Origin of the sequence: uncultured Nocardioides sp. (assembly GCF_947488025.1) — a bacterium.
Lineage (GTDB): Bacteria > Actinomycetota > Actinomycetes > Propionibacteriales > Nocardioidaceae > Nocardioides.
Genome location: NZ_CANKYS010000002.1, coordinates 185,260 through 212,160 on the forward strand (window position 1 = coordinate 185,260; position 26,901 = coordinate 212,160).

The 26,901-nt window shown below is 71.9% G+C and carries 27 protein-coding genes; 5 read left to right on the top strand and 22 right to left on the bottom strand.

Annotation, left to right across the window (positions count from 1 at the left end; translation table 11 throughout):
• Positions 1-221: 221 nt before the first annotated feature.
• Entirely contained in the window at positions 222-743 is a 522-nt protein-coding gene (locus Q1B24_RS04285) for a hypothetical protein (protein WP_299923684.1), read from the top strand.
• On the opposite strand, the gene Q1B24_RS04290 is transcribed toward Q1B24_RS04285, so the two are convergent.
• The gene (locus Q1B24_RS04290) at positions 710-1,342 is read right to left on the bottom strand and encodes a hemerythrin domain-containing protein (protein ID WP_299923687.1); all 633 of its coding nucleotides are present in this window, start codon (positions 1,340-1,342) and stop codon (positions 710-712) included. The two genes, Q1B24_RS04285 and Q1B24_RS04290, sit on opposite strands and share 34 nt — an antisense overlap.
• Positions 1,343-1,459: 117 nt before the next feature.
• Here Q1B24_RS04290 and Q1B24_RS04295 point away from each other — a divergent pair, with 117 nt between their 5' ends.
• On the top strand, positions 1,460-2,155 hold the full coding sequence (locus Q1B24_RS04295; RefSeq protein ID WP_299923689.1) for a hypothetical protein: 696 nt from the start codon (positions 1,460-1,462) through the stop codon (positions 2,153-2,155).
• A gap of 1 nt (position 2,156) precedes the next feature.
• On the opposite strand, the gene hisH is transcribed toward Q1B24_RS04295, so the two are convergent.
• Genes hisH through hisD form a run of 4 tightly spaced genes read right to left on the bottom strand, consistent with a single transcriptional unit; the run spans position 2,157 to position 5,867 of the window.
• Complete coding sequence (gene hisH / locus Q1B24_RS04300) at positions 2,157-2,804, bottom strand: imidazole glycerol phosphate synthase subunit HisH (RefSeq protein ID WP_299923692.1); 648 nt, start codon at positions 2,802-2,804, stop codon at positions 2,157-2,159.
• Entirely contained in the window at positions 2,801-3,409 is a 609-nt protein-coding gene (gene hisB / locus Q1B24_RS04305; protein WP_299923695.1) for an imidazoleglycerol-phosphate dehydratase HisB, read from the bottom strand. The genes hisH and hisB overlap by 4 nt, the downstream gene beginning before the upstream one ends.
• Positions 3,406-4,554 carry a histidinol-phosphate transaminase gene (locus Q1B24_RS04310; protein WP_299923698.1) on the bottom strand — a complete coding sequence of 383 codons (1,149 nt, stop codon included), beginning with the start codon at positions 4,552-4,554 and terminating at the stop codon, positions 3,406-3,408. Before Q1B24_RS04310 ends, hisB begins: the two co-directional genes overlap by 4 nt.
• Positions 4,551-5,867, bottom strand: a complete 1,317-nt coding sequence (gene hisD / locus Q1B24_RS04315) for a histidinol dehydrogenase (protein WP_299925085.1) — start codon at positions 5,865-5,867, stop codon at positions 4,551-4,553. Before hisD ends, Q1B24_RS04310 begins: the two co-directional genes overlap by 4 nt.
• 85 nt (positions 5,868-5,952) lie before the next feature.
• Here hisD and Q1B24_RS04320 point away from each other — a divergent pair, with 85 nt between their 5' ends.
• Both Q1B24_RS04320 and ybaK read left to right on the top strand, forming a co-directional pair.
• Positions 5,953-6,618, top strand: coding sequence for an LON peptidase substrate-binding domain-containing protein (locus tag Q1B24_RS04320; protein ID WP_299923700.1), 666 nt, complete (start codon positions 5,953-5,955; stop codon positions 6,616-6,618).
• Positions 6,619-6,634: 16 nt separating this feature from the next.
• Entirely contained in the window at positions 6,635-7,123 is a 489-nt protein-coding gene (gene ybaK / locus Q1B24_RS04325) for a Cys-tRNA(Pro) deacylase (protein ID WP_299923703.1), read from the top strand.
• A gap of 33 nt (positions 7,124-7,156) precedes the next feature.
• Here the strand turns inward: ybaK and Q1B24_RS04330 are convergent, their stop codons facing one another.
• The 4 genes from Q1B24_RS04330 to Q1B24_RS04345 form a co-directional block, all read right to left on the bottom strand.
• The gene (locus Q1B24_RS04330; RefSeq protein ID WP_299923706.1) at positions 7,157-8,902 is read right to left on the bottom strand and encodes a DUF3352 domain-containing protein; all 1,746 of its coding nucleotides are present in this window, start codon (positions 8,900-8,902) and stop codon (positions 7,157-7,159) included.
• 68 nt (positions 8,903-8,970) lie between these two features.
• Positions 8,971-9,558 carry a hypothetical protein gene (locus Q1B24_RS04335; RefSeq protein WP_299923709.1) on the bottom strand — a complete coding sequence of 196 codons (588 nt, stop codon included), beginning with the start codon at positions 9,556-9,558 and terminating at the stop codon, positions 8,971-8,973.
• The gene (dnaE, locus tag Q1B24_RS04340; RefSeq protein ID WP_299923711.1) at positions 9,555-13,118 is read right to left on the bottom strand and encodes a DNA polymerase III subunit alpha; all 3,564 of its coding nucleotides are present in this window, start codon (positions 13,116-13,118) and stop codon (positions 9,555-9,557) included. Before dnaE ends, Q1B24_RS04335 begins: the two co-directional genes overlap by 4 nt.
• A 170-nt stretch (positions 13,119-13,288) precedes the next feature.
• Positions 13,289-14,251 (bottom strand): DUF2332 domain-containing protein, encoded by a 963-nt coding sequence (locus Q1B24_RS04345; RefSeq protein ID WP_299923714.1) that lies wholly within the window; start codon positions 14,249-14,251, stop codon positions 13,289-13,291.
• Positions 14,252-14,426: 175 nt separating this feature from the next.
• Here Q1B24_RS04345 and Q1B24_RS04350 point away from each other — a divergent pair, with 175 nt between their 5' ends.
• Positions 14,427-15,566, top strand: coding sequence for a ThuA domain-containing protein (locus Q1B24_RS04350; RefSeq protein ID WP_299923717.1), 1,140 nt, complete (start codon positions 14,427-14,429; stop codon positions 15,564-15,566).
• Positions 15,567-15,656: 90 nt separating this feature from the next.
• Here the strand turns inward: Q1B24_RS04350 and Q1B24_RS04355 are convergent, their stop codons facing one another.
• The 13 genes from Q1B24_RS04355 to murG all read right to left on the bottom strand — a co-directional run bounded on the left by Q1B24_RS04355 (position 15,657) and on the right by murG (position 26,894).
• Positions 15,657-16,355 (bottom strand): GNAT family N-acetyltransferase, encoded by a 699-nt coding sequence (locus Q1B24_RS04355; RefSeq protein WP_299923720.1) that lies wholly within the window; start codon positions 16,353-16,355, stop codon positions 15,657-15,659.
• Positions 16,345-17,283 carry an RluA family pseudouridine synthase gene (locus Q1B24_RS04360; protein ID WP_299923723.1) on the bottom strand — a complete coding sequence of 313 codons (939 nt, stop codon included), beginning with the start codon at positions 17,281-17,283 and terminating at the stop codon, positions 16,345-16,347. Before Q1B24_RS04360 ends, Q1B24_RS04355 begins: the two co-directional genes overlap by 11 nt.
• On the bottom strand, positions 17,280-17,840 hold the full coding sequence (gene lspA / locus Q1B24_RS04365; protein WP_299923727.1) for a signal peptidase II: 561 nt from the start codon (positions 17,838-17,840) through the stop codon (positions 17,280-17,282). The genes Q1B24_RS04360 and lspA overlap by 4 nt, the downstream gene beginning before the upstream one ends.
• Positions 17,813-18,781, bottom strand: a complete 969-nt coding sequence (locus Q1B24_RS04370) for a TraR/DksA C4-type zinc finger protein (RefSeq protein WP_299923729.1) — start codon at positions 18,779-18,781, stop codon at positions 17,813-17,815. The genes lspA and Q1B24_RS04370 overlap by 28 nt, the downstream gene beginning before the upstream one ends.
• Positions 18,782-18,939: 158 nt before the next feature.
• Positions 18,940-19,698 (bottom strand): DivIVA domain-containing protein, encoded by a 759-nt coding sequence (locus tag Q1B24_RS04375; protein WP_299923731.1) that lies wholly within the window; start codon positions 19,696-19,698, stop codon positions 18,940-18,942.
• A 104-nt stretch (positions 19,699-19,802) separates the two neighbouring features.
• The gene (locus Q1B24_RS04380; RefSeq protein WP_299923734.1) at positions 19,803-20,096 is read right to left on the bottom strand and encodes a YggT family protein; all 294 of its coding nucleotides are present in this window, start codon (positions 20,094-20,096) and stop codon (positions 19,803-19,805) included.
• A gap of 14 nt (positions 20,097-20,110) precedes the next feature.
• On the bottom strand, positions 20,111-20,596 hold the full coding sequence (gene sepF, locus Q1B24_RS04385) for a cell division protein SepF (protein WP_299923737.1): 486 nt from the start codon (positions 20,594-20,596) through the stop codon (positions 20,111-20,113).
• A 61-nt stretch (positions 20,597-20,657) separates the two neighbouring features.
• Complete coding sequence (locus tag Q1B24_RS04390; RefSeq protein ID WP_299923740.1) at positions 20,658-21,356, bottom strand: YggS family pyridoxal phosphate-dependent enzyme; 699 nt, start codon at positions 21,354-21,356, stop codon at positions 20,658-20,660.
• Complete coding sequence (locus Q1B24_RS04395) at positions 21,353-22,045, bottom strand: polyphenol oxidase family protein (protein ID WP_299923743.1); 693 nt, start codon at positions 22,043-22,045, stop codon at positions 21,353-21,355. The genes Q1B24_RS04390 and Q1B24_RS04395 overlap by 4 nt, the downstream gene beginning before the upstream one ends.
• Positions 22,042-23,313: a cell division protein FtsZ gene (gene ftsZ, locus Q1B24_RS04400; RefSeq protein WP_299923746.1), complete on the bottom strand. Its 1,272-nt coding sequence runs from the start codon at positions 23,311-23,313 to the stop codon at positions 22,042-22,044. The genes Q1B24_RS04395 and ftsZ overlap by 4 nt, the downstream gene beginning before the upstream one ends.
• A 222-nt stretch (positions 23,314-23,535) precedes the next feature.
• Positions 23,536-24,405 (bottom strand): FtsQ-type POTRA domain-containing protein, encoded by an 870-nt coding sequence (locus Q1B24_RS04405; RefSeq protein ID WP_299923750.1) that lies wholly within the window; start codon positions 24,403-24,405, stop codon positions 23,536-23,538.
• Complete coding sequence (gene murC / locus Q1B24_RS04410) at positions 24,406-25,818, bottom strand: UDP-N-acetylmuramate--L-alanine ligase (RefSeq protein ID WP_299923754.1); 1,413 nt, start codon at positions 25,816-25,818, stop codon at positions 24,406-24,408.
• On the bottom strand, positions 25,815-26,894 hold the full coding sequence (gene murG / locus Q1B24_RS04415; RefSeq protein ID WP_299923757.1) for an undecaprenyldiphospho-muramoylpentapeptide beta-N-acetylglucosaminyltransferase: 1,080 nt from the start codon (positions 26,892-26,894) through the stop codon (positions 25,815-25,817). Before murG ends, murC begins: the two co-directional genes overlap by 4 nt.
• Between the last annotated feature and the right edge of the window lie 7 nt (positions 26,895-26,901).

Consider the following 26,901-nt stretch of genomic DNA (forward strand, 5'->3'; position numbering starts at 1 on the left):
TGCCGGGTGACGCCGTTCGGCGACGACTGCGCGGTGGCTGTGGTCCATCTGATGGACCACAGCCACCGCACTGTGGGGGGACGCCGGGCACGAGGGTCGACGGACTGAGTCGGTGGCCGGCTCGGCGATCGGTCGGGGCTCGTGCCGCGACCTCGTCCCTCCTTGGTCAACGGTCCCGGCTGGCTTCGTGACCGGGTTCTGCCTCCGGCTAGCGTGGAGACGTGATCGGCGACCGGTGGGGCGTGTGCGAAGCGGAGGTGCGTCGCGCCTACGGGTGCGACGCCTTCGTCCCTCGCCCCACGCTCGAGGCGTGGCGCGGCGTCACGGTCCACGCCGCACCCGCGACCGTGTGGGCACGGGTGAGGCAGATGCGCCTGGCGCCCTACTCCTACGACCTCGTCGACAACCTGGGGCGACGCTCACCACGCGACCGGCGCGACGTGCCGGAGCCGCAGGTCGGCGATCCGTTCACGCGCGCGTTCGGGCGCGACCAGGGGCGGGTGGTGGCCGTCGACCCGGGCCGGGAGCTCACCGCGGCGATCATGGGCGCCCACCTGTCGTACGCCGTCCTGCCCCACGGCGGCGACGTACGTCTCGTGCTGAAGGTCGTGGCGCGCACCCGCAGGTGGCTGGCGCCCGCGCTCTCGGTCGGCGACCTGGTGATGGCGCGCAAGCAGCTGCTGACGTTGAAGGCGCTGGCGGAGGCCGATCAGCGCCAGACCGGAGCGACCTCGCGGCGGTAGCGCCGGGCGAGCAGCCGCGTGAGGACGGTGATGACCGGCCCCGGGATGGCGGCCCGGAGCGACGACCGCTCGCGCTCCCCCGCGCCGTCCTCCATCCACGCCAGCGAGTTGGCCGCGTCGACCGGGCTGGCCGGGCGCAGCTTCTTGGTCATCGCCTTGAACTCCGCGTCGTCGTGCAGGGCCGCCAGCGGACCCTCGACGTCGCGCTCCTCGTGGTCGAGGTGGCCATTGATCACCTCGCGGGCCCGTGCGACCTCGTCGGCGGCGGCAGCGGCGTTGAGGGTCGACGGTGCGGCGACGACGGAGTCGAGGCTGGTCGACACCGACGCCAGCGCCTGCTTCATCGCGACGTGCTCGGACTCCATCTCCTCGAGGAGCGCGAGGTCCACGCCGCGCGCCTGGAGGAACGGCCACACGTGCTCGTCCTCGGCCTCGTGGTGGTGGGTCAGCTCGCGGACCAGGTTGCGCCACGCGGTCCGGATCTGGCGGGCGCGCGCGGTGTCGCCGTCGGGCAGCGTGCGCAGCGCCTGCTCGGTCCTGCCCACGTCGCGCCGCACGGCCGCGTGGATCACCTGGTTCATGCTCAAGGTCCCCGTCATGCTCCGGACGGTAACCAGCCGCCGTATCCCCGGGCGACCCGATTTCGGGGTATCTCCCGGGCGGCACGTGGTTCGGCTGCGGGCACCGGCCGGGCGGCCCAGACTACGGTCGACCACGTGTCGACCCGCCGGGGTCGCCTGACGACGGGGGGACCCACCATGCGACCGCTCGAGCGCACACTGACCTCGGCGACGCTCGCCGCTGCCCTCCTGGCCCTGTCGACGGCGACCGCACACGCCGATCGGTGGTGGGGTCGCGACGCCGCGCGCGACGTCACCCAGCTCACCTTCACCACCGAGCCGCCCCCGTGCGGGACGTGGGACGTCACGACGCAGCCCCAGGACACCTCCACCGACCTCGTCGGGCTGACGGTGGACCACGGACGCGACGACGTCGTCCTGCGCGCGCACTACCGCGGCCTCACCGGGTTCGCCGACCGGCACGTCACCTTCACGCTCGCCACGGACGATCGCGACTTCGAGGTCGACCTGTCCCACCAGCGCCGCCGCGGCGTGGTCGCCGAGCTCTGGAGCGCCCCGACGCAGCCGGAGCCCGGCGGCGCGTGCGACACCTACTCGACCATCCAGATGGGCGGGGGCTGCGAGATCACGAAGCAGGTCCTGCCGGCGCGCGACGTGGTGGTGGTGTCGGTCCCGCGCGACTGCATCGGCGATCCGCGATGGGTGCGGGCCGGTGTCCGCGACCAGCGCGCAGTCGGCACCCGCGTACGCACCGACGTCTGGGGACGCCCGGACATCGGCACGATCTTCGACGACGAGCCGCTGACACCGAGGGTTCGTCGCAGCCGGTGAGCTAGGCCCCGACCCTCAGCGAGGCCACCCAGTTGGCGAGCAGGGCCGCACCGGCGTCGCCGGACTTCTCCGGGTGGAACTGGGTCGCGGAGAGCGGCCCGTTCTCGACCGCAGCGACGAACCGGTCGCCCCCGTGCTCGGCCCACGTCACCAGCGGCGCCGCCGTGCGGTCGTTGGTGACGAGGTCCCACGAGCGGGCAGCGTAGGAGTGGACGAAGTAGAACCGCTCGTCCTCGACCCCGGCGAACAACCGGGTGCCTGCGGGAGCCTCGACGGTGTTCCAGCCCATGTGCGGCACCACGTCGGCCTGCAGCCGCGTCACCAGCCCGGGCCACTCGTCGCAGCCCTCGGTCTCGACGCCGTGCTCGACCCCGCCCGCGAACAGGATCTGCATCCCGACGCAGATGCCGAGGACCGGACGACCGCCGGCGAGACGCCGACCGATGATCCGCTCGCCCTTGATCTCGCGCAGGCCCGCCATGCAGGCGGCGTAGGCACCGACCCCGGGCACCACGAGGCCGTCGGCGGCGAGCGCGGTCTCGAAGTCACCGGTCAGCGTGACCGTGGCTCCGGCGCGCTCCACGGCGCGCACGACCGAGCGGAGGTTGCCCGACCCGTAGTCCAGGACGACGACGTCGGGAGCCGTCACAGGCTGCCCTTCGTGGACGGTACGCCGGTCTCGCGGGGGTCGATCGCGACGGCGTCGCGGAAGGCGCGGGCGAAGGCCTTGAACTGCGCCTCGACCACGTGGTGCGGGTCCCGGCCGCCGAGCACCCGCACGTGGAGCGCGAGGTGGGCGTGGAAGGAGATCGTCTCGAAGACGTGGCGGGTCAGCGAGCCCATGTAGGTGGCGCCGGTGCCGCCGATGGCGACGTACTCCTGGCCCTCCGGCTCACCGCTGTGCACGCAGTAGGGGCGGCCCGAGACGTCCACGACGGCCTGGACGAGCGCCTCGTCGAGCGGCACGGTGGCGTCACCGAAGCGCCGGATGCCGACCTTGTCGCCGAGGGCCTCGCGGAGCGCCTGGCCGAGCACGATCGCGGTGTCCTCGACCGAGTGGTGAGCGTCGATGTGGGTGTCGCCGCTGGTCTGGACGACGAGGTCCACCAGGGAGTGGCGGGCGAAGGCGTCGAGCATGTGGTCGTAGAACCCCACGCCGGTCGACACGTCTGAGCGGCCGGTGCCGTCGAGGTCGACCTCGACGAGGACGCCGGACTCCTTGGTGGTGCGCTCGATCTTCGCGGTGCGGCTCATGCGAGCTCCTTCGTCGGCTTGGTCGTCTCGGTCGTCTCGTGCAGCGTCTCCAGCAGGGCCTTCCTGAAGGCTGCCATCTCCTCGGTCGTGCCGATCGACACGCGCAGCCATCCGTCGGGGCCGGTCTCGCGGATCAGGACGCCGCGGTCGACCAGACCCTGCCAGACCGCGTGCCGGTCGGCGAAGCGGCCGAACAAGGCGAAGTTGGCGTCGGAGTCGGCGACCTCGAGCCCCTGCTCGCGCAGCCACGCCACGGTCGCGTCGCGCTCGACGCGCAGGTCGTCGACCTTGCCCAGCAGCTCGGGGGCGTGCCGCAGTGCCGCCAGCGCGGTCGCCTGGGTGACGGCCGAGAGGTGGTAGGGCAGCCGTACGACGCGGATCGCGTCGCAGATCGTGGGGTCGGCGGCGAGGTAGCCCAGTCGTGCCCCCGCCAGGGCGAACGCCTTGCTCATGGTGCGCGTGACCACGAGGTTGCGGTGCCGCGGCAGGAGCTCGAGGGCGCTCGGGGTGCCGGTGCGGCGGAACTCGCCGTAGGCCTCGTCGACGACCACCAGGCCCGCGGGCTCGTAGGAGGCGGCCGCCTCGCACAGCATGGTCACCGCCTCGGGCGGCAAGGCGGTCCCGGTCGGGTTGTTGGGGCTGGGCAGGAGGACGACCGACGGCCGGCGCTCCTCGACCAGCCGACGCGCGGCGTCGAGGTCGAGGGAGAAGTCCTCGGCGCGGTGGCCGGCCACCCACTCGGTCATCGTGTCGCGCGCGTACTCGGGATACATCGAGTACGTCGGGGCGAACGACAGCGCGACGCGCCCCGGACCACCGAACGCCTGCAGCAGCTGCAGCATGACCTCGTTGGAGCCGTTGGCCGCCCACACCATCTCCGGCGTGATGCCCGACCCGCCGGAGGTGTCGAGGTACGCCGCCAACGCGGCGCGCAGCTCGACGAACTCGCGGTCGGGGTAGCGGTTGAGCGAGACGGCAGCCTCGCCGACGGCTCGGGCGATGTCGGCCGCCGCCTCGGGCGAGGGGCCGTAGGGGTTCTCGTTGACGTTGAGCTGGACGGGCGCCTGCTCGAGCGAGAGCTGGGGCGCACCGTAGGGCTCGATCCCCCGCAGCTCGTCGCGCAGCGGGGGGAACGACCCGCTCACCGGTGCGGCCGGTCGCTGTCGAAGCGCACGCTGACCGCCTGGCCGTGACCCGGGAGGTCTTCTGCCTCGGCGAGCGTCACGACGTGGCCGGCGACCTCGGCGAGTGCCTCGCGCGAGTAGTCGATGACGTGCACCGACTTGGTGAACGCGCGCACGGACAGCCCGCTCGAGTGGCAGGCGCAGCCCGCCGTCGGGAGCACGTGGTTGGAGCCGGCGCAGTAGTCGCCGAGGGACACCGGCGACCACGGGCCGACGAAGATGGCGCCCGCGTTGCGCACGCGCGCGGCGTGGGAGGCGGCGTCGCGGGTGATGACCTCGAGGTGCTCCGCGGCGTAGGCGTCGACGACGTCGACGCCCTGGTCCATGTCGTCGACCAGCACGACGGCGGACTGCCGCCCGCCGAGCGCGGTGCGGATGCGCTCGGTGTGGCGGGTGGCGAAGACCTGCTTGTCGAGAGCGGCCTCGACCGCGTCGGCGAGCTCGACCGAGTCGGTGACCAGCACGGACGCGGCCATCGGGTCGTGCTCGGCCTGGCTGATCATGTCGGCGGCGACGAACGCGGCGTCCGCGCTGTCGTCGGCCAGGATCGCGATCTCGGTGGGTCCGGCCTCGGAGTCGATGCCGACGACACCGCGCAGCAGCCGCTTGGCGGCCGCGACGTAGATGTTGCCCGGCCCGGTCACCAGGTCGACGCGCTCGCAGGGACCGGCGCCGTAGGCGAACATGGCGATCGCCTGGGCGCCGCCGACGGCGTAGACCTCGTCGACGCCGAGCAGGGCGCAGGCAGCGAGGATGGTCGGCTCCGGAAGGCCGTCGCGGTTCTTCTGCGGCGGGCTCGCCAGCGCGATCGAGCGCACCCCCGCGACCTGCGCCGGGACGACGTTCATCACGACGCTGCTCACCAGCGGCGCGAGCCCGCCGGGGACGTAGAGGCCGACGCGGTCGATCGGCACCTTGCGGTGGGTGACGGTCGCCCCGGGCGCGACCTGGCTGGTGACGTCGCGCTCGAGCTCGGCCTCACAGGTCGCCCGCAGGCGCCGGATCGACTCCTCGAGGCCGGCCCGCACGGCCGGGTCGAGGCCCTCGAGCGCGGTCGCCAGCGCCTCGCGCGGCACCGCGATGTCGTCACTGCGTACGCCGTCGAAGCGGGCGGAGAAGTCGGTGATGGCCTCCACGCCCCGCGAGCGGACGGCGTCGAGGATCGGCTGCACCTGATGCGTGGCGGCCTCGACGTCGAACTCGGCGCGGGGCACGCTCGCGCGGTAGTCGACGGACGCCGGGTCGGCGCCCCTCAGGTCGATGCGACGGATCAGGGACATGCTCCTGATTCTAGGTTCCCCCGCGGGTCGAGCCGAAGTCGCGGGTGCAGGGTGGACAGCGGCCACTAGTGTCGTCGGTGTGAGCGATCCGCTGCCGATGTTCCCGCTGAGCACCGTGGTGTTCCCGGGCATGAGCGTGCCGCTCCACGTCTTCGAGGACCGCTACCGGATGCTGGTGCGCCACCTGCTCGAGGTGGAGGACCCCGCAGCGCGCGTCTTCGGCACGGTGGCGATCCGCGAGGGCTACGAGGTCGGGGACCACGGCGCCCAGTCGGTCTACCGGGTCGGCTGCATCCTGCAGCTCACCGAGGTCGACCGGCTCGAGGACGGCACCTTCGACATCGTCGCCGTCGCCCGCGAGCGGCTGGTGCTCGAGGAGATGCAGCGCGGTGCCGACTTCCCCCAGGGCCTGGCCGTCGTCCTCCCCGAGCCCGAGGTGGAGGTCCCGGCCGAGGTGCTCCAGCGCGCCCGCGCGACCTTCACGGCGTTCCGGGCGGCGATGACCGAGCTGCAGGGAGACCCGTTCAGCGGGACGCTCCCCCGCGACCCCGACTACCTCGCGTGGACCCTGTCCGCGCTGGCGCCGCTCCCCATGGCGGAGCGGCAGTCCCTCCTGGAGGCGGAGGATGCCACCGAGCGGCTCACGCTCGTGACCCGCCTGCTGACCGAGGAGCTGCGCGCGATCAACGTCATCCCGTCGTTGCCGGCCACGCAGGTGGCGCGCACCGCCTGGTCCCCCAACTGACCGCGCGAGCCGGCTGATGGCGAAGACGCGTGGGGCAGGAGGTACGCCGGCCACCGTGGCGCTCACCTCCGCGGGCATCCCCTTCGAGGTCCGCGCCTACGAGCACGACCCGCGCGCGACGTCGTACGGGCTCGAGGCGGCCGAGGCGCTCGACGCCGACCCCGCCCGGGTGTTCAAGACGCTGATGGCGTCGCTGGACGCCGAGCTGGTGGTCGGGATCGTGCCCGTGACCGGACAGCTCGACGTCAAGGCGCTCGCCCGGGCGCTGGGCGGCAGCAAGGCGGTGATGGCGGACGTGGCGGCCGCCGAGCGCGCGACGGGCTACGTCGCCGGCGGCATCTCGCCGGTCGGGCAGAAGCGCCGCCACCGCACGGTGCTCGACGCCTCCGCCCTGGACCACGACACGATCCTGGTGTCCGGTGGTCGGCGCGGGTTCGACATCGAGCTCGCACCGAAGGACCTGGTGGCGATCACCGCCGCGGTGACCGCCACCATCGGTCGTTGACCCAGTCGGTCGTTGACTCAGTCGGTCGTTGACTCAGTCGGTCGTCAGCTTGACCAGGCCGTGGACGACCTCGTCGTCGACCCATCCGCTGATGCCGAGCGCAGCCAGCGGCTCGAGGTTCTCGCTGACCTCGGGCATGTCACCGGCCAGCCGCACGAGCCAGTCGTCGTCGGCGTTGAAGTTGACGAAGAGGACCGACTGCGCCTCGTCGGCCTCGACGACCCCGGAGTAGGTCGCACTGTCGCCGAGGCTTCCCGCGCCCTCGAGGGCGCTGCGGTAGTCGTCCTGCAGGGCGAGGACCGCATAGCCGTCGCCCTCGGTGACCTGGAGGAGCTCGGCGGCCTCGGGGCCGGCCTGGGCGCTGATCTTGTCGAGCACGGCCTGGATCTCCTGGGCGTCGCCCTTGATCCGGATGCCGGCCGGCACCTCGCCGGGACCACCGTTGGCCACGGCGTCCGGGTCGAGCCCGCTGCCCATGGAGACGGTCACGCCGTCGCCGAGCAGGGTCTCGACGTCCTCGGGGAAGGCCAGGCCGGTCTCCTGCTCGAACTGGGCGAGCTGGTCGTCGATCGAGGCGCTCTCGTCTGGGGCCAGGGTCTTGACGTAGTCGAGCATCGCCTGCGCCCAGCCCTCCTCGAGGGCGAACCCGAACGCCGCCACCGTGTCCTCGGGAAGGGCGGAGATCATGTCGACACCCTCCTCGCTCGTCATGTAGCGGGTCATGTCCTGGTTGTAGTCGGACATGGCGTACTCGACCTCGACCGCTCCGTCGTCGAAGCGGACGGTCGCCGCCGCGCCGTCGAAGTCGTTGATCATCTGCTGGAGCTCCTCGGGGACCTCCTGCGTCGGCTCGGACGTGGTGTCGTCCGAGGAGGACTCGAAGCACGCCTCGACGTCCGCCGGGGCGGCGCTCTCGAGGCACTCCTCGTCGAAGGAGCCCATGGCGTCGGGCGCCGGGGCCAGCATGGAGCCGGGCATGCCCATCATGCCCGCGCCGGCGAAGTCCTCGACGTACTTCGTGACGCCCTTGCCGACGTACATCGACACGAAACCGTCGTCGCCCGCCTCGCCGGTCCACTCCTGGAAGGCGGAGTCGGCAGCCAGGGTCGAGCCGTCGGCGGCGTCGACGACCTGCTGGGCGATGTCCTTGGTCTCGGCCAGGACGATCCAGTCGCCCTCGACGACCCAGCCGCCGACGTCGCTGCCGCTCTCGTCCGCCTCGTCCTCGCCGGCAGGGCCGCCGCAGGTCTCGATCAGGGTGGCGAGGCCCTCCTCGGCCTGGCCGCCGTCGGTGGTCTGGATGACGCCGACCGGGGTCGGCTCGTCCTCCCCGAGGTCGACGACGGCCATCGCCGCCCGCGAGCCCAGCCAGGGCTCGACGTCGGAGGCGTAGTCGAGGCCCTTGCACTCGCCGGAGGAGGTGACCTCCTCGAACAGGCGCTCGCGCAGGTCCTCGTCGGCCTGGAGGTCGACCTCGTCGGTGAACCCGGGGAACTTGCGCAGCGTCTTGATCGCCTCGATCTTCTGGCCGCCGCTCGGGTCGAGGTCGACGCTGACGTAGGCGACCGTCGCGGCCGGCAGAGCCTCGGCGGGCTGCGCGCCGGTGGCGAAGAAGCTGGTGGCCGCCCAGGCGCCGCCGGCGATGACCGCCCCACCGGCGACGATCGCGCCCACCGCGATCAGACGCTTCTTGTTGTCGTTGTCGGGCGCCGGCTGCGCGGGTCCCGATCCGTCGAGGTAGTCAGGCCTGTCGGCCGGCCCGCCCGGTGTCATGCTCATGTCGCTCTGCTCCCCCGTCGCACGGGTCCCGGCGGTGCCGGGACTGCCCACTTGCGGGCGGCGCAAGCCTACCCACGCGAGCGCCGCGCGAACCCTCTGTTCCCCAAGAGGTAGGACCCGACCAGACCAGCCATGGCACCGGCGGGCAGGGCGACGAGTGCCGTCGAGTGCCACGGCACCCGCCCCTGGTCGGGAGCGGTCAGCCCCAGGTCGCCCGGCAGCGGCGTGTAGTCGGGCCGGCCGACTGCCAGCGCCTGCGGGTCGGGCGGCCCGAGCGCGCTGCCGACGGCGTACATCACGGCCGCGGCGACGCCGGCCGCCACGAGCACCGTCACCACGGTGACCGTCTCGTGCCCGCGCCACCGACCGGCCAGCACAGCCAGGAGGAGCCCGATCGGGAAGGCGATGACGACGAACAGGGCGATGGCCTCGAAGGCGAAGTCGGGCCCGGCGGGCTCGAGGTACCAGCGGCCCTCGAACGCGAGTCCGGTGGGTGCGTCCCACAACCGTTCCCAGAGCACCCCACCGGCTGCGCCGGCGGCGACGAACCCGGCAAGGATCGCCAGGACGCGGAGCAGCAACCGCCGCTGGGAGGCGGTCACGGGCCCCTCGCCGGCCCCGCCCTGCGGGTCGGCGGCGTGTGTCACGTCGCTCACCCCGCCAGGCAACCGGGGCCGAGCAGCTGCTTGAGGTCGGCGAACAGCGCCGGGCTCGGGCTCACGCGGAGGTTGTCGTCGAGGCGCAGCACCTTGGTCGAGCTCCGGGTGAGCAGCCGCAGCTGCACCTCGGTCATCCCGGGGTGGGTGCCGAGGACGTCACGCAGCTGGGCCACGACCGGTGGGGTGCACCGCGTCGACGGCAGGCTGATCACGACCGGCCCGGAAGGACCCTGGGTCAGGTCGGGGGCCGTGACCTCCTGCGCGCGGAGCTCGGGCTGGTCCTTGTCGCGCGAGAGCTGGCCCTTGATCCGGACGATGTTGTCCTCGACGAGCAGCGTCGAGGCGAGGGTGTAGGCGCTCGGGAAGAGGAGGACGTCGATGGCGCCGTCGAGGTCCTCGAGCGTGATCGTCGCCCAGGGGTCGCCGCGCTTGGTGATCCGCCGCGCCACCGAGGTGATCAGGCCGCTGACCGTGATCGTCGAGTTGTGCGCGCGGTCCTCGTCGAGCATCAGCTGGCCGATGGTGCAGTCGGTGCCCTGGGACAGCACGTGCTCAAGACCGAGGAGCGGGTGGTCGGAGACGTAGAGGCCCAGCATCTCCCGCTCGTGGCCGAGCAGGGTCATCTTGTCCCAGTCGTCGACCTCCGGGATCACGACCGTCGCGCCGGCAGCGCCCACGTCGTCGGGCATCAGCATGTCGATGAGCGAGTCCTGCCCGCTCTCGTCGTCCTTCTTGGCCTGGACGTACTTCTCGACAGCGTCCTCGTGGATGATCGAGAGCGCCCGACGCCGGTGCTTCATGTCGTCGTAGGCGCCGGCCTTGATCAGCGAGTCGACGACCCGCTTGTTGCACACCAGCGCCGGGACCTTGTCCATGAAGTCGTTGAAGTCGGTGTAGCGGCCCTTCTCCTCGCGGGCGGTGACGATCCGGTCGACGACGTTGCTGCCGACGTTGCGCACGGCGGTCAGGCCGAAGCGGATGTCGTTGCCCACCGGGGTGAAGTTGGCGTGCGACTCGTTGACGTCGGGCGGGAGTACCTGGATCTTCATGCGCCGGCACTCGTTGAGGTAGATGGCCATCTTGTCCTTGTCGTCCTTGACGGACGTGAGGAGCGCGGCCATGTATTCGGCTGGGTAGTTGGCCTTGAGGTAGGCCGTCCAGTAGGTGATGACGCCGTAGGCGGCGGAGTGCGACTTGTTGAAGGCGTAGTCGGAGAACGGGAGCAGGATCTCCCAGAGCTTGTCGATCGCGGTCTGGGGGAAGTTGCGCTCGAGCATGCCGGCCTGGAAGCCGGCGTACTGCTTGTCGAGCTCCTCCTTCTTCTTCTTCCCCATCGCACGGCGGAGGTTGTCGGCGGCGCCCAGGGTGAAGCCGGCGAGCACCTGGGCGATCGCCATCACCTGCTCCTGGTAGACGATCAGGCCGTAGGTCTCCCCCAGCACCGGCTCGAGCGCCTCGGCGAGCGCGGGGTGGATCGGCTCGATCGCCTCGCGGCCGTTCTTGCGGCGGGCGTACTTGTTGTGGGAGTCGGCCCCCATCGGCCCGGGGCGGTAGAGCGCGCTGACAGCGGTGATGTCGGCGAAGGCGTCGGGCTGCAGGGAGCGGAGCAGCGCCCGCATGCCCGAGCCGTCGAGCTGGAAGACGCCGAGCGTGTCGCCGCGACCCATCAGCTCGTAGGTCGCCCGGTCGTCGAAGGGCAGCTCCTCCAGCACGACCGTCTCGTCGCGGTTGACCTGGATGTTGGCCAGCGCGTCCTCGAGGATGCGGAGGTTGGACAGGCCCAGGAAGTCCATCTTGACCAGCCCGAGCGACTCGCACATCGGGTAGTCGAACTGGGTGATGACGGCGCCGTCCTGCGGGCGCGCCATGATCGGCACCACCTCGATGATGGGCTCGCTCGACATGATCACGCCGGCGGCGTGCACGCCCCAGTTGCGGATCTGCCCCTCGAGGCCGAGGGCGGTGTGGAAGATCGTGCGCACGTCGGGGTCGGAGTCGTGCAGGGCGCGGAACTCGCCGCCCTCGTTGTAGCGCTTGTGCTGGGGGTCGAAGATGTCCTTGAGGGCGACACCCTTGCCCATCACGTCGGCGGGCAGCGCCTTGGTGATGCGGTCGGAGATGGCGAACCCGTGGTCGAGCACGCGCGCCGCGTCCTTGATGGCGGCCTTGGCCTTGAGACGGCCGAACGTCGCGATCTGCGCCACCCGCTCGGTGCCGTACTTCTCGGTGACGTACTTGATGACCTCGCCGCGACGCGCGTCGTCGAAGTCGATGTCGAAGTCGGGCATCGAGGGGCGCTCGGGGTTGAGGAACCGCTCGAAGAACAGGCCGTGCTCGAGCGGGCACAGGTCGGTGATGCTCAACGCGTAGGCGGCGATGGAGCCGGCTCCGGATCCACGGCCGGGCCCGACGCGGATGCCGTTGCGCTTGGACCACTGGATGAAGTCGGCGACCACGAGGTAGTAGCCGCAGTAGCCCTTCTGCGAGATGACGCCCAGCTCCATCTCGACCCGGTCGCGCACCTCCTGGGTCAACCGCTCGCCAGGGTAGCGGGCCTCGATGCCGCGCCACACCTCCTTGCGGAACCAGCTCTCCTCGGTCTCGCTCGCGGGCACGTCGGCACGGGCCATGTAGCCGCCGGTGGACTCGACGAACTCGACGTTGCACCGCTCGGCGATCTCGAGCGTGTTGTCGCACCCGTCGGGGACGTCGGCCCAGAGCTCACGCATCTCGGCGGCGGACTTGATGTAGTAGCCGCCACCGTCGAACTTGAGCCGGTTGGTGTCGGCCAGCCGCTTGCCCGAGGCGACGCAGATGAGGGCGTCCTGGCCGTCGGCGTCCTCGGGGTTGGTGTAGTGGGTGTCGTTGGTGACGATGGTCGGCAGGCCGAGCGTCGCGGCGATCTTCTGCAGGTCCGCCCGGGTGGCCCGCTCGGCGGCGATGCCGTGGTCCATCAGCTCGAGGTAGAAGTTGTCCTTGCCGAAGATGTCCTGGAACTCCCCGGCAGCGCGGAGCGCCTCGTCGTACTGGCCGAGCGTCAACCGGGTCTGGATCTCGCCGGACAGGCACCCCGTGCTGGCGATGATGCCCTTGGAGTAGCGCTGGAGCAGCTCGCGGTCCATCCGGGGCTTGTAGTAGTAGCCCTCGAGGCTGGCCAGGCTGGCGAGCTTGAAGAGGTTGTGCATGCCCTCGGTCGTCTCCGCCCACATGGTCATGTGGGTGTAGGCGCCGCCGCCGGCGACGTCCTTGCCGCCCTCCTCCGCCTGGTCGCCCTGGCCCCAGCGGACCCGACGCCGCTCGCCGCGCATGGTGCCGGGGGTGAGGTAGGCCTCGATGCCGATGATCGGCTTCACGCCGTGCTGCTTGGCCTTGCGGTAGAAGTCGTAGGCGCCGTGCAGGTTGCCGTGGTCGGTCATCGCGATGGCCGGCATGCCCAGCTCGCTGGTGCGCGCGAACAGGCCGTCGAGCAACGACGCCCCGTCGAGCATGGAGTACTCAGTGTGCACGTGCAGGTGCACGAAGTTGTCCGCGGAGCTGGTGGAGGAGCCGGACGACATGGAGGAGACTTCCGCGCCTTTCGGGGGTCGCTGACGGGGTCGATCGTGGAGAGGTGCTGGCTGCGCAGCGGGCATCCAGAAGGAGGGGGAAGAGCCGTCAGCCTACGTCAGTGTGCCCGGCCCCACCGACAGGACACCCGGCCCGATCCGCACCGCTGCGGGTGCCGCGCTCACAGCCAGTCGATCGCGTGGCCGTGGCCGTGGCTGAAGGCCACCGGCGTGCCGTCGAGCGCGGTCACGAACCGCCCGGAGGGCACCTCCAGCCCGCCGGTGACGCCGGGCAGGACCCGGCTCCCCTCGTTGCTGATCCACCGGCAGCGGCCCGCGGCCACCAGGCCTGTCATGAGGTCGTGGAAGCGCTCGCGGTCCGGCTCCTCGAGGTAGGCGACCACCGCCGAGTGGAGGACGACCGGCGTGCCGTGGCGGGCTGCCTCGTCGACGAGGCCCTCGACGTGGTCGAGGAGGTCGCCCTCCCGGATCACGGGCGGCTCCCGGCGGGCGACGTCGACGGCGGCGCGCAAGCGCTCACGCCGCTCGTCCTGCTCGGGCCACACCAGGTTCGTCAGCCACGCCATCGCGTCGGCGTCCTCGACGTCAAGGGGGTTGAGGTCCACGCCGCCGCGCCACGCGACCGTCGGGTGGGCGCCGGGCACGGGCAGGCTCCCGGTGGCGCGCGCACCCAGCACGGGCCCGCCGCTCCCCCGCAGCCCGCCGAGGGGCGCCCACGCGTAGTCGTAGCGGTCGGGGAACAGGCAGAGCCCGGCGCTCGCGCCGACCTCGACCAGCGCCAGGGGGCCCTCGACGAGGCCGAGCACCGGGACGAGCGTGGCGAGGCGGCCCACCTCGTTGGTCTGGGTCGCCCGCGCCATGACGGTCGCCCGCACGGCGGTCTCCTGCTCGCGCAGCACCGCGCGCAGGGCGTCGTACGGCGCCGGGGCGGGTGCGCCGTGCCAGCGAGCGGCGGCGAAGACCAGGTTGGGCTGGCGCTTGATCGGCGGGAGGGTCGACAACCAGTCCAGGACCTCGGCGTCACCGGCGACGCCGAGCGCCCACTCCTCGAAGCACGGAGAGTCGCCCGCGGCATAGGTCGCGAAGTCGCGGTACTCGGTCACCACGTCGTCGTAGAGCAGCACCCGGCCATCATCCTCCGCCCTCTCCTCGGGCTCGTCCCGGCCCGCGCGACCAGGACCGGTCGTGACGGGGGCCCGTTGACTGGGTGACGTGGGTCACATAGCGTTCCCCCCAGTTGCATTTGTTTGGGTTCCATACAAACAAACTCCCCCCACCCTCCCGAAAAGAGGACGATCCATGAGGAAACTGCTCAGCCTGATCACCACCGGCCTGGCCGCCGGCGCCCTGCTCCTGACCGGAGCCACCTACGCGTCCGCCGGAGCCGAGTCCGACGCGGCACCCAGCGCGGCCGCGGCCGAAGCCGCCGAGCCCTACAAGGTGCTCATCGTGGGCAAGACGCTCGGCTTCCGTCACTCCCACATCGACGACACCACCAAGGCGGTCATCGCGATGGGCGAGGAGAACGGCTTCACCGTCGACGTGTGGGACCCGCCGATCGGTCGTTCCCCCGGCCAGCCCGACCTCACCATGGACTCGACGCCGTTCACCAGCGCCGAGGCGCTCTCGCAGTACGCCACGATCATGTTCGCCTCGCCCGTCGACGGCACCAACAACCAGGACCCGGCCCGCCCACGCACGCTCGACGACGCCGAGCTCGCCGCGTTCCAGGGCTACATCCGCCAGGGCGGCGGTTTCGTGGGCCTGCACGCCGCGACCGACGAGATGCACGCCGTGCCGTGGTTCAGCGAGCTCACCGGCGGCTCGGCCCGCTTCCGCAACCACCCCGCCCAGCAGCAGGCCACGATGGTGGTGGAGAGCCCCAACCACCCGTCGACGACGATGCTGCCGAAGGAGTGGTCGCGCTTCGACGAGTGGTACAACTTCACCGCCAACCCCCGCGAGGACGTGCACGTCCTGCTCACCCTCGACGAGTCGACCTACGACCCCGGCTCCGGCGCGATGGGCACCGACCACCCGATCTCTTGGTGCCAGAACTTCGAGGGCGGCCGCTCCTGGTACGAGGGCGCCGGCCACGTGGACTCCTCCTACAGCGACCCGCTCTTCCTCGAGCACCTGCTCGGCGGCATCGAGTGGACCGCGGGCGTCGCGGAGGGTGGCGGCAACTGCGTGACCTTCCCCGAGGTCGAGGAGATCACCGCCGACCTCAGCGAGGGCGGCAACCGCAACGCCAAGCTCGGCGCCGACGTGGCCGACGCCCTGGCCGCGGCAGAGGCCGCTGCCGACGAGGGTGACCACGCCGCTGCCGCGCACATCCTCAAGAAGGCCAAGGGCAAGGCGCACGGGCTGCAGGACGAGACCCTCGTCTCCAAGCTCGCCGACCTCGTCGAGTGGCAGGACGGCCTGGTCGACTACTGACGACCCCGCCGGCACACACCCCACGGTGACGACCGGCCGTGCCCTCCCGGGCGCGGCCGGTCGTCGCACGTCGGGGCGGGCGCCGTCGGATCAGCGGGAGGCGTCGAGGGACTCGGCGATGATGACGTCGACGATGCGCGCCACCCGCTGCGTGCCGAGCTCGGGCACCACGGCGGCGACGCGCTCGACGATCTCCGCCTCGCGCACGGCGTCGCGCTCGGTGGACGGCTTGACCGACTGCACGGCCCGGGTCAGTGCCGTACGTCGCGCCAGCACGTCGCCGAGCACCAGGTCGGTCTCGTCGATCAGGCCGCGCAGGAAGGCCAGCGGGTCGGCTCCGGGCCACGCCACCCTGATGTCGGGCGCGTGCTCCTCGTTGGCCGAGCCGTCGGTGCGTTCGAGCTCGAGGCACCCGCGGCGGCGGTAGAACGCCCGGGCCGGCGTGTTGGACTCGAAGACCCACAGGCAGAAGCCGCCGGGTCGGGTGGAGGCGACGAGGTCGAACAATGCGGTCCCGACACCGTGGCCCTGGTGGTCGGGGTGGACGTAGAGGTCGTCGAGCCACGTCGCGGTCCAGCGTGCGTAGCCGGCCGGCTCGCCGCCGCGCTCGGCCACCCAGACGTCGTACGCCGTCAGGTCCCAGCCGGCGACCCATGCCCGTGCCTCGTCGTCGGGGTGCACCGGCGACGGGAACGCGACGCCTGCCCCGCGGCGAGCCGCGAGGTGCAGCTCGGCGACGGCCGGGAGGTCGTCGACGGAGGCCGGGCGGAGGACCAGGTCAGTGCTCATCGCGGATCACGTCGAGCGCGTGCGCGAGGTCGTCGGGATAGGTCGACTCGTAGGTCACGTAGTCGCCTGTCTCCGGGTGCTCGAAGCCCAGGCGCATGGCGTGCAGCCACTGCCGTTCGAGTCCCAGCCGCTTGGCCAGCGTGGGGTCGGCGCCGTAGGTCAGGTCGCCCACGCAGGGGTGCTTGAGCGCGCTCATGTGCACCCGGATCTGGTGGGTGCGCCCGGTCTCCAGGTGCACCTCGAGCAGGCTGGCGAACCGGTGCGCCTCGAGCGTCTCGTAGTGGGTGATGCTGTGGCGGCCGTCGGCCATCACCGCGAACTTGTAGTCGTGGTGCGGGTGGCGACCGATCGGGGCGTCGACCGTGCCCGAGAGCGGGTCGGGATGTCCCTGGACCAGGGCGTGGTAGGTCTTGTCGACCGTGCGGTGGCGGAACGCGTTCTTGAGCACCGAGTAGGCGTGCTCGGACTTGCAGATCACCATCACGCCACTGGTGCCGACGTCGAGGCGCTGGACGATGCCCTGTCGCTCGCTCGCCCCGCTGGTGGAGATGCGATAGCCCGCGCCGGCGAGGTGACCGACCACGGTGGGGCCGTTCCACCCGGGAGAGGGGTGGACCGCGACGCCCACCGGCTTGTCGATGACCACGATGGCATCGTCGTCGTGGACGATCCGGATGCCCTCGACGATCTCCGCCTTCACCTCGAGCGGGTCGCGCTCGGCCGGGATCGTCACGTCGAGCATCGCTCCGGCGTCGATCCGGTCGCTCTTGGCGACGGCGGCGCCGTCGACGTGCACCAGCCCCTGGGCGATGAGGTCGGCCGCGCGGGTGCGGGAGAAGCCGAACATCCGGGCCATCGCTGCGTCGACCCGCTCGCCGGCGAGACCGTCCGGGACGAGGACCGTGCGCTGGTCGGTGTGGGTGGTCACGCCGCCTCGCGCTCGGAGTCGCGGGTGCCGTCGAGGGCGATGCCCCGGAAGGTCTGCAGGATGATCAGGCCTGCCGCGACGTTGATCCAGATGTCGGCGAGGTTGAAGACGGGCCAGTTGGGGAGCATGAGGAAGTCGACGACGTGCCCGCGGAAGGGCTCCGGCTCGCGCACGATGCGGTCGGTGAGGTTGCCGCCCACACCGCCGAGCAGCAGCCCGAGGGCCAGCGCCCAGCCGATGCTGGCGATCCGGCGGCTCAGCCACAGCACGACCACGACGGCCACCATGGCGAGGCAGGTGAAGACGATGGTGAAGTCGGTGCCGGTGCTGAACGCGGCACCGGGGTTGAACGTCAGGTGGAGCGTGAGCCAGTCGCCGAGGACCGGGATGTCACCGTCGGCCAGCTCCGACAGCGCCCACTGCTTGCTGGCGACGTCGAGGCCGTAGACCACGAGGGCCACCGCCGCGAAGACGATCCGTGCGTCGACGCGGGGTCGAGCCGGGACGGGATCGGCCTGGTCGCTGGGATTCAGCGACGCTCCTCGCGCTGCTTGCATGACATGCACAGTGTGGCATGCGGCACCGCCATCAACCGATTCTTCCCCACCGGGTTGCCACAGGAGTCGCAGACGCCGTAGGAGCCGTCGTCGATGTGGGCCAGCGCCCGCTCGATCTGCACCAGCGTGTCCCGCTCACGGGCGAGGACGGTCAGCTCGTGGTCGCGCTCGAAGCTCGTCGCACCCACGTCGGCCTGGTCGTGACCGGCGCCGTCGCCCGCGTCGCGCATGAGGCCGGCGAGCTCCTGCTCCGACTCCCCCACGATGGCCGCGAGCCGGTCACGGTGCTCCTTGAGCTCCTTGACGACCTCGTTGAGCTCGCCCCTGGTCCACGGGTCCTCGCCGTCGAGCACCACCAGCGTGGAGGGGGTGGCCTTGCGTACCTTCTTCGCCGGCGCTGCCTTCTTGGCAGGCATCGGAGCGGCCTTCGTCACGGGTGCAGCCTTCTTCGTCGAGGTGGAGGTGGTGGGCGCGGCCTTCGCGGCCGTCTTCTTAATGGTCGTCTTCTTCGCGGTTGCCTTCGCGGCGGGGGACTTCTTGGCCGGCGCCTTCCTGGCCGGGGCCTTCGCCGCTGGAGCCTTCTTCGCGGGAGCCTTCGTGGCCGGCGCCTTCTTCGCGGGAGCCGACGTCGCGGCGGCCGTCCTGGAAGGTGTCTTCTTCGCAGGTGTCTTCTTCGCCGGTGTCTTCTTCGCCGCAGTCCTGGAGGGCGGGGCCTTCTTGGCCGGGGCCTTCTTGGCTGGCGCCTTCTTCGCCGGGGCCTTCTTCGCCGGCGCCTTCTTCGCCGGGGCCTTCTTCGCCGCGGCCTTCTTGGCGGGGGCCTTCTTCGTCGACGTCTTGCCGGCAGCGGCGTCGTCCGGGCTCGCGGCGCTCTTGCGACCGATCACCCGCTTGGCAGCTGCGGCCGCGGTGCCGGCCAGGGACTTGCGCGTGGTGCCAGCCATCTCCGAGGGCCTCCAGCATCCTCCAGGTGTGGCGGGAACCACACGGTGGCAGGGAGGCTAGCCGGTGCACCCTGACGAACCAACCTCGGCTCGCCGAAATGCGAGAACGACCACCCCGAGGGGCGGTCGTTCTCGATGCTGGGCGTCGGTCGCGACGATCAGTTCTCGTCGTCGCCGAGGACCGAGCGCAGGCGCTTCGGCGCGTTGCCGCTGTCGACCGGAGCCTGCGTCTCGCTGCCGTTGGCCAGGGCCTCGAGCTGCTGCGTGAAGTAGGTCTTCAGGCGGGAGCGGTACTCGCGCTCGAACTGGCGGAGGGTCTCGACATCGCTGTTGAGCTTGTCGCGCTCCTTCTCCAGGTCGCCGAACATCTGCTGGCGGCGCTCGGCGGTCTCGGAGTCGAGCATCTGCGAGCGCTGGCGGGCGTCGGCCTCCATGCGGTCGGCCTTCGTCTTGGCCTCGGACTCGACCCGCTCGGCCTTGGTGCGCGCGGCGCCGACGATGCGGTCGGCCTCGTTCTTCGCGTCCTCGACGAGCTCGTCGGCGTTGCGCGTCGCGATCTCGAGCAGGCGCGCGGCGGCGTTGGACGCCTCCGGCACGGTCTGCACGCGGACCGTCTCCACAGGAGCGGCTGCCACGGGCGCCGGGGCGGCCCGCTGGGGCTCCGGCTCCGGCTCGGGCTCGGGCTCCGGCTCGGCAGCGGCCGGGGCGAACGACGTGGTCGCCGGGGCGGACGTCGACGGGCCGCCGGACTGCGCAGCCGACAGCTTGGACCGGAGATCGTCGTTCTCCTTGGTCAGCCGGGCGAGCTCGGCCTCGACCTCGTCGAGGAACTGGTCCACCTCGCCCATGTCGTAGCCCTCACGGAGACGGACAGGCGTAAAGCGCTTGTTGCTCACGTCCTCAGGCGTCAGCGGCATGACCTCACCCAAACTTTCACTCTTCGATGCACGGTGGCTCTGCTGTCAGAAGACAATAGCGCCCGGGACGCCACCGGGCACAGTGACCCGTGTGACGGATGGTTCTAGAGGCCGAAGATGGTCGCGACCACGTTGAGCAGCAGCCATGCTCCCACCATCACCAACAGGAAGCTCAGGTCCAGGGCGACCTGACCGATGCGGAGCGGCGGGACGACACGACGCAGGGCCACGATCGGCGGGTCGGTGGCGGAGTACACGCCTTCGAGGGCCACGAGCAGCGGCCCCTTGGGCTCCCACCGGCGCGCGAACACCTGCACCCAGTCCACGATGAACCGGATCCAGAGCAGGCCGATGAAGATGAACAGGATGTACCAGAGGATCGAACCGAAGATCACCACGACTGAATTATGGATCAGCTCTGGTTGAAGAAGCCGTCCTCGGCGATCCGCTCCTTGTCCTCGGCCGAGACCGCGACGTTGGGCGGCGAGAGCAGGAAGACCTTGTTGGTCACCCGCTCGATGGACCCGCGCGTGGCGAAGATCAGGCCGGCGGCGAAGTCGACGAGACGCTTCGCGTCGTTGTCGTCCATCTCGCTGAGGTTCATGATCACGGGCGTGCCGTCACGGTAGTTCTCACCGACGAGACGGGCCTCGTTGTAGTTGCGGGGGTGGAGGGTGGTGATGCGGCTCAACTCGGCCACGACTCCTGTCTGGACCGAGGCCGGACGACGGCGCTCGGCGAGGTCGGACACAGGGGCAGGGCGACGCTCGCGCACGACCGGGCGCTGGTCGACAGCGTCCTGGGTCGTGGTCTCGCTGTCGTCGTCGTAGTCGTCGTAGTGGCCGGTGTCCTCGAGCAGGCCGAGGTACTCGCCGATCTTGCGCATCGCGCCGCTCATGAGACTTTTCCTCCGCTAGACCTGGCACCCGGGACCGGGCACCTGTTGACTGTTGTGGACATTACTGGACCGTGGGCCTCTCACCGAGGACCGCGGAGCCGACACGCACGTGTGTCGCGCCGTGGCGGATCGCCGCCTCGAGGTCGCCGCTCATCCCGGCCGACAACGCGGTCGCCCGCGGGTGGTCGCGCACGAACGTCTCACGGACCTCGGCGAGCCTGGCGAAGGCCGCGTCGGCGTCCTCCCCCAGCGGCGCGACGGCCATGAGGCCGCACAACCGGAGCATGCCGGCCTCCTCGACGCGCCGAGCCAGGTCGGCGAGGTCGGCGGGCGCCGCGCCGGACCGGTTGTCGGCGCCGGGCGGGTCGAGGCTGACCTGGAGCAGCACGTCGACGTCGCGACCCCGCGAGTGCGCGCCGCGTGCGAGCGGGCCGACCAGCTTGGCCCGGTCGACCGACTCCACGACGTCGGCGTAGGAAGCGACGGCCGCGGCCTTGTTGGACTGGAGGCCGCCGATGAAGTGCCAGCGCAGGCCGAGGTCGGCGCACTCGGCGGCCTTCGCCTCGGCCTCCTGGTGGCGGTTCTCCCCCACGTCGGTGACGCCCAGCTCGGCGAGCAGCCGGACGTCGGAGGCCGGGAAGAACTTGGTGACCACGACGAGCGACACGTCGTCCTCCGAGCGCCCGGCCTCGGCGCACGCGGCGGCGATACGGCGGCGTACGACGTCGAGGCTCGCAGCGACCTCGTCACCGCGGCTCACGACTCCCTCCAGACCACGCCGGCGAAGCGCAGGGCGGCGTCGCCGTCGCGTCGGTAGGACGGCCAGCGGTCGTCCTCGCGCGTGCAGGCGTCGACCGCGCGTACGTCGTCGACACCCTCCGCCTCGAGCTGGGCGCGCACCCCCGCCCCGAGGTCGAGGGCGGGCGTGCCCCACGACGTCGTGGCCCGCGACGCAGGCACGAGCGAGGCGACCTCCCCCTGCATCTGCTGCGGCACCTCGTAGCACCGGCCGCAGATGTGCGGCCCGATCCAGGCGGTGAGCCGGGTGGCGTCGAGCTCGCGCAGGCGCTTGACGGCCTGCGGAACGACCCCGAGCGCGAGGCCGCGTCGGCCCGCGTGCACGGCCGCCACCGCACCCTCGGGGGATGCGAGCAGCAGCGGCACACAGTCGGCCGCCCGCGCCATCAGGGCCACGTCGCCGCGCGTGGTGGCCAGCGCGTCCACGTCGAGGACCGGGTGGTCGGCGACGTCGGCGTCGCCGACCACGTGCAGGTCGGCACCGTGCACCTGGTGCATCACCCAGGGCGTCCTGCCGGTCGCCGCGGCGACGTCGGCCAGCACGGTGGCCCGCGCCCGGCTCACGTCGGCGACGATCGGCAGGGGCTCGGTGAAGCCCACGGCCACGGCGCCGTGCGCCGTGGCCAGGGTGTCGCGGTGCAGGAACCTCACTTCAGGAAGTCAGGGACGTCGAGGTCGTCGTCGTCGAACTGCACCTGACGGGCCGGCCGCGACGGGGCAGGCTGCTGCGACTGCTGGCCCTGCTGCGACTGCTGGCCGCCGTGCTGGCCCTGCTGCGAGGGCGCCGACTGCGAGCGGTCGTCGCGCGTCGACGGGGCGAACGTCGCCTGCGCCGGGCTGGCGGACGCCGGCTCGTTGCGCGCCGGGGCCTGCGGGGTCGAGGAGAGCTGCTGCGCCGCCGCGCGGGTCTGCTCCTGCGTCTGGGCCGGCTGGCCCTGGCGCAGCACGTTGCCGTCGGAACGACGCTTGGGCATGCCGCCGTCGAAGCCGGCCGCGATGACGGTGACGCGCACCTCGTCGCCGAGGGCGTCGTCGATCGTCGCGCCGAAGATGATGTTGGCCTCGGCGTGCGCGGCCTGCGAGACGAGGGCCGCGGCCTCGTTGATCTCGAACAGGCCGAGGTCGGAGCCGCCGGCGATGGAGAGCAGCACGCCGTGCGCACCCTCGATGCTGGCCTCGAGCAGGGGGCTCGAGACAGCCATCTCCGCAGCCGCGACGGCACGGTCCTCGCCGCGGGCCGAGCCGATGCCCATCAGGGCGGAGCCGGCGTTGGCCATCACGGACTTCACGTCGGCGAAGTCGAGGTTGATCAGGCCGGGGGTGGTGATCAGGTCGGTGATGCCCGAGACACCCTGCAGCAGCACCTGGTCGGCCTGCTTGAAGGCGTCGAGGATCGACACGTTGCGGTCGGTGATCGACAGCAGCCGGTCGTTGGGGATCACGATGAGGGTGTCGACCTCCTCGCGGAGCTGGCTGATGCCCTCCTCCGCCGAGTTGGCGCGACGACGACCCTCGAAGGCGAACGGGCGCGTCACCACGCCGATCGTCAGGGCACCCAGCGAACGGGCGATGCGGGCCACGACCGGCGCGCCGCCGGTGCCGGTGCCGCCACCCTCGCCGGCGGTCACGAAGACCATGTCGGCGCCCTTGATGACCTCCTCGATCTCGTCGGCGTGGTCCTCGGCGGCCTTGGCGCCCACGTCGGGGTTGGCGCCGGCTCCGAGGCCGCGGGTGAGCTCACGCCCGATGTCGAGCTTGACGTCGGCGTCGCTCATCAGGAGTGCCTGGGCATCGGTGTTGATGGCGATGAACTCGACGCCCTTGAGGCCGACCTCGATCATGCGGTTGACGGCGTTGACGCCGCCGCCACCGATGCCGACGACCTTGATGATCGCCAGGTAGTTCTGTGCTGCTGCCACGGCTCCGGGGCCTTCCTCGAGTGGGTCTGTGAAGTCTGGGGGTGAAGTCTGGATGGACGAGGTTCCTGCACCCTCCGCGGCCCGCGGAACTCTAACCGTGAGCCTGAGGGTTATAGTTATGTCAACCTCGCCTTTCGCAAGACATTAGGCACCGAGCACCGCGATTCCCCGTCGGACACGCCCGCGCGTCCCAGGTCGGCGAAGAATTTCTGGGCCGCGGCGTCAGGGGGTGGTGCGATAGGTGGGGTTCCCCGGGACGCTGACGTCGTAGTAGGGGGCCCGCTGCGCGGCCAGCAGCTTGTCGACCACCTGGGCCTTGAGCTGCGACTCCTCTGCACTCCCCCACAGCACCTGGCGCTTGTCGCGCAGGACGAGGGTGATCTGGTCGACGGTGGCCACCTCGACGTGGTCGACCCGCGTCACGAGGTCCTCCGGCAACGCGCTGACCACGGTGGCCGCCTCGCGCAGCGCGTCGGTGCCGGCGTTGGCCCCGGGGCGTACGCGTGGCATCTGCCGGGGGACGGTCTCGTAGTCGCGGAACACGACGCCGTCGGCGTCGAGGCCGCGGAGCCTGCCGGCGAGCTCCACCACCGCCACCGCGGTGCGCTCGACCACGGAGATCCGTACGGCGTCGGGCCAGGTGCGGGTGACGTCGACGGACTCCACCTCGGCGAGCGAGCCGACGCGGGCACCGGCCCGGCCGAGGTCGACGAGGGCGAGCTGGTCGCCCACCGGGACGTCGGCGACCTCGCGGATCCGGCCGTCGCTCAGCAGGCTGTTGCCGACCACCTCGACCCGCTTGACCTGCAACCTGGTCGAGAAGAAGACCAGGTGGACCGACGTGGCCAGCAGCGCCAGGAGCAGCAGCGCGGCCACGACGTAGCGCAGGGACAGCCAGCGACGGGCCCACTGCCGCCGCGCGAAGCGGCGGCGCGTCCGGCGCTCCGAGCGGTTCCGACGGGCGTCGTGCTTGCTGCCCCCCACGCCCGACCCGGTGTCGTCCCGCGGGGCGCCCGCGCCGGGCTCGCCGCTGCCGGTGCTCGTGGTCCCGCCTGCGTCGCGCGCGCCCCGCTCCGGCGCCTCGCGGTCCACTCAGCCACCTCCGAGCAGGTCGAGCACCCGCGGCCCGACGCCCGTGATGTCGCCCGCGCCGAGGGTGATGACCAGGTCGCCCGGTCGCGCGCGCTCGGCGAGCGCCTGCGCGGCTGCACCCAGGCCGTCGACGTAGGTGACGTGCTGGACGGGCAGCGGAACGGCGTCGGCGACGAGCAGGCCGGTGACGTCGGGATCGGGATCCTCGCGGGCGACGTAGACGTCGAGCACGACGACCTCGTCGGCCGCCCCGAGCTCGCGTCCCATCGCCTCGCCGAAGATCCGCGTGCGCGAGACCAGGTGGGGCTGGAAGGCGGCGACGACGCGACCCTCGCCGGCGAGTGCGCGGGCGGCCTCGAGGTCGCCGCGGATCTCGACGGGATGGTGGGCGTAGGAGTCGTAGACACGCACGCCGCCCACCTCGCCCTTGAGCTCCATCCGGCGACCCGTGCCGGTGAAGTCGCCCAGCCCCTCGGCCAGGGCGTCGAACGGCAGGTCGAGGCGCAGGCCCATGGCCAGCGCGGCCACCGCGTCGAGGACGTAGTGGCGGCCCGGGATGCGCAGGCGCAGCTCGCCGAGGACGTCGTCGCCGCGGGTGACCCGGCACGAGGAGGTGGAGCCGTCGAGCGTGAGGTCGCGCACGCGCAGGTCGGCCTCGGGCGACTCCCCCACCGTGACGACGTCGAGGCCGCGCTCGCGGGCCAGCCCGGCGAGCCGCGCGGCACCCGGGTCGTCGACCACGCAGACGAGGAAGCCGTCGCGGTCGAGGGTGTCGGCGAAGTCCTCGAAGGCGCGGTGGTAGGCCTCCTCGGTGCCCCAGTTGTCGAGGTGGTCGGCCTCGACGTTGGTGACGATCGCGGCGTGGGGCCGGTAGTGGAGGAAGGCGCCGTCGCTCTCGTCGGCCTCGGCGACGAACAGGTCGTCGGCCCCGGCGTCGGCGTTGCGGCCGGTGGCGGTCAGCACGCCACCGACGGCGTACGACGGATCGACCCCGGCCGCGAGCAACGCGGAGGTGAGCAAACCCGTGGTCGTCGTCTTGCCGTGGGTGCCGGCGACGGCGAGGACGCGCGTCCCGGCCATCACCGCGGCGAGCCCGGCCGAGCGCGGCAGGATCCGCAGGCCGCGGCGTCGGGCCTCGAGCACCTCGGGGTTGTCCTCGCGCGCGGCGGTCGTCACGACCAGCGTGTCGGCGCCCCCGACGTGGGCGGCGTCGTAGCCGAGGTGGCACACCACGCCGAGCTCGCGCAGCGCGGGCAGGAACGGGGTGTCGTGGTCGTCGCTGCCGGTGACGGTGATGCCGCGCTGCGCCAGGATGCGGGCGATGGCGGAGATGCCGGCACCGCCGATGCCGACGCAGTGCACCCGTCCCAGCTCCTCGGCCGGCAGCACCTCGTCGGGGACCGGGATCCTCACGCGCGCGCACCTCCGGCGTCGAGGATCATGCGGGCGAGCTTCTCGTCGGCGTCGAGCGGGATCACACCGGTGGCGGCGGCCCCCATGGCGGCGAGTCGCGCCGTGTCGTTGACCAGTCCGGGGATGCTGGCCGCGACCCACTCCGGGGTCAGGGCGGCGTCGGACACGAGCAGCCCGCCACCGGCGTCGACGACCGGACGCGCGTTGAGCGCCTGCTCGCCGTTGCCGATCGGCAGCGGGACGTAGACGGCCGGCAGGCCGACGCCGGAGACCTCGGTGACGGTGTTGCTGCCCGCGCGGCAGAGCACGGCGTCGGCGGCGGCGTAGGCGAGGTCCATCCGGTCGACGTAGTTGAGCACGACGTAGGGCACCTCCCCCGACGCGACGCTGAGCTCGTGCTTGGGTCCGACGACGTGCAGCACCTGCACGCCTGCGGCGGCGAGGGCGGGCGCCGCCCCGGAGACAGCCGCGTTGATGCGCGCAGCGCCCTGCGAGCCGCCCGTGACCATGAGGGTCGGGAGGTCGGCGCGCAGCCCGAAGGCGGCCAGGGCCTCGGCACGCAGCGCACCCCGGTCCATCGTCGAGATGAGCCGGCGGATCGGCAGGCCGGTGCACACGGCACGCGGCAGGTCGGTGCCGGGGAAGCTGGTGGCGACGTGCCTGGTCATGCGGGCGCCGAGCTTGTTGGCGATGCCGGGGATCGCGTTGCCCTCGTGCACCACGATGGGCAGGCCGCGCTTGCGGGCGGCGAGATAGGCGGGCACCGAGACGTAGCCGCCGAAGCCGACGACGACGTCGGGACGCACCCGGTCGACCACCTCCAGGGCGGCGGCGCGCGCGGCGCGCAGGCGGGTCGGCGTACGGAGCAGGTCGGGGCCGGGCCGGCGCGGGAGCGGGACCCGAGGCACCACCTCGAGCGGGAGCCCGGCCTCGGGGACGAGGCGGGCCTCGAGCCCCTCGCGGGTGCCGAGGCAGGTGACCTCGGTCGTCGGGTCGAGCCGGCGCAGGGCGTCGGCAGTGGCGAGCAGGGGCGAGGTGTGGCCGGCGGAGCCGCCGCCGGCGAGAAGAACGCGCATCAGGGGC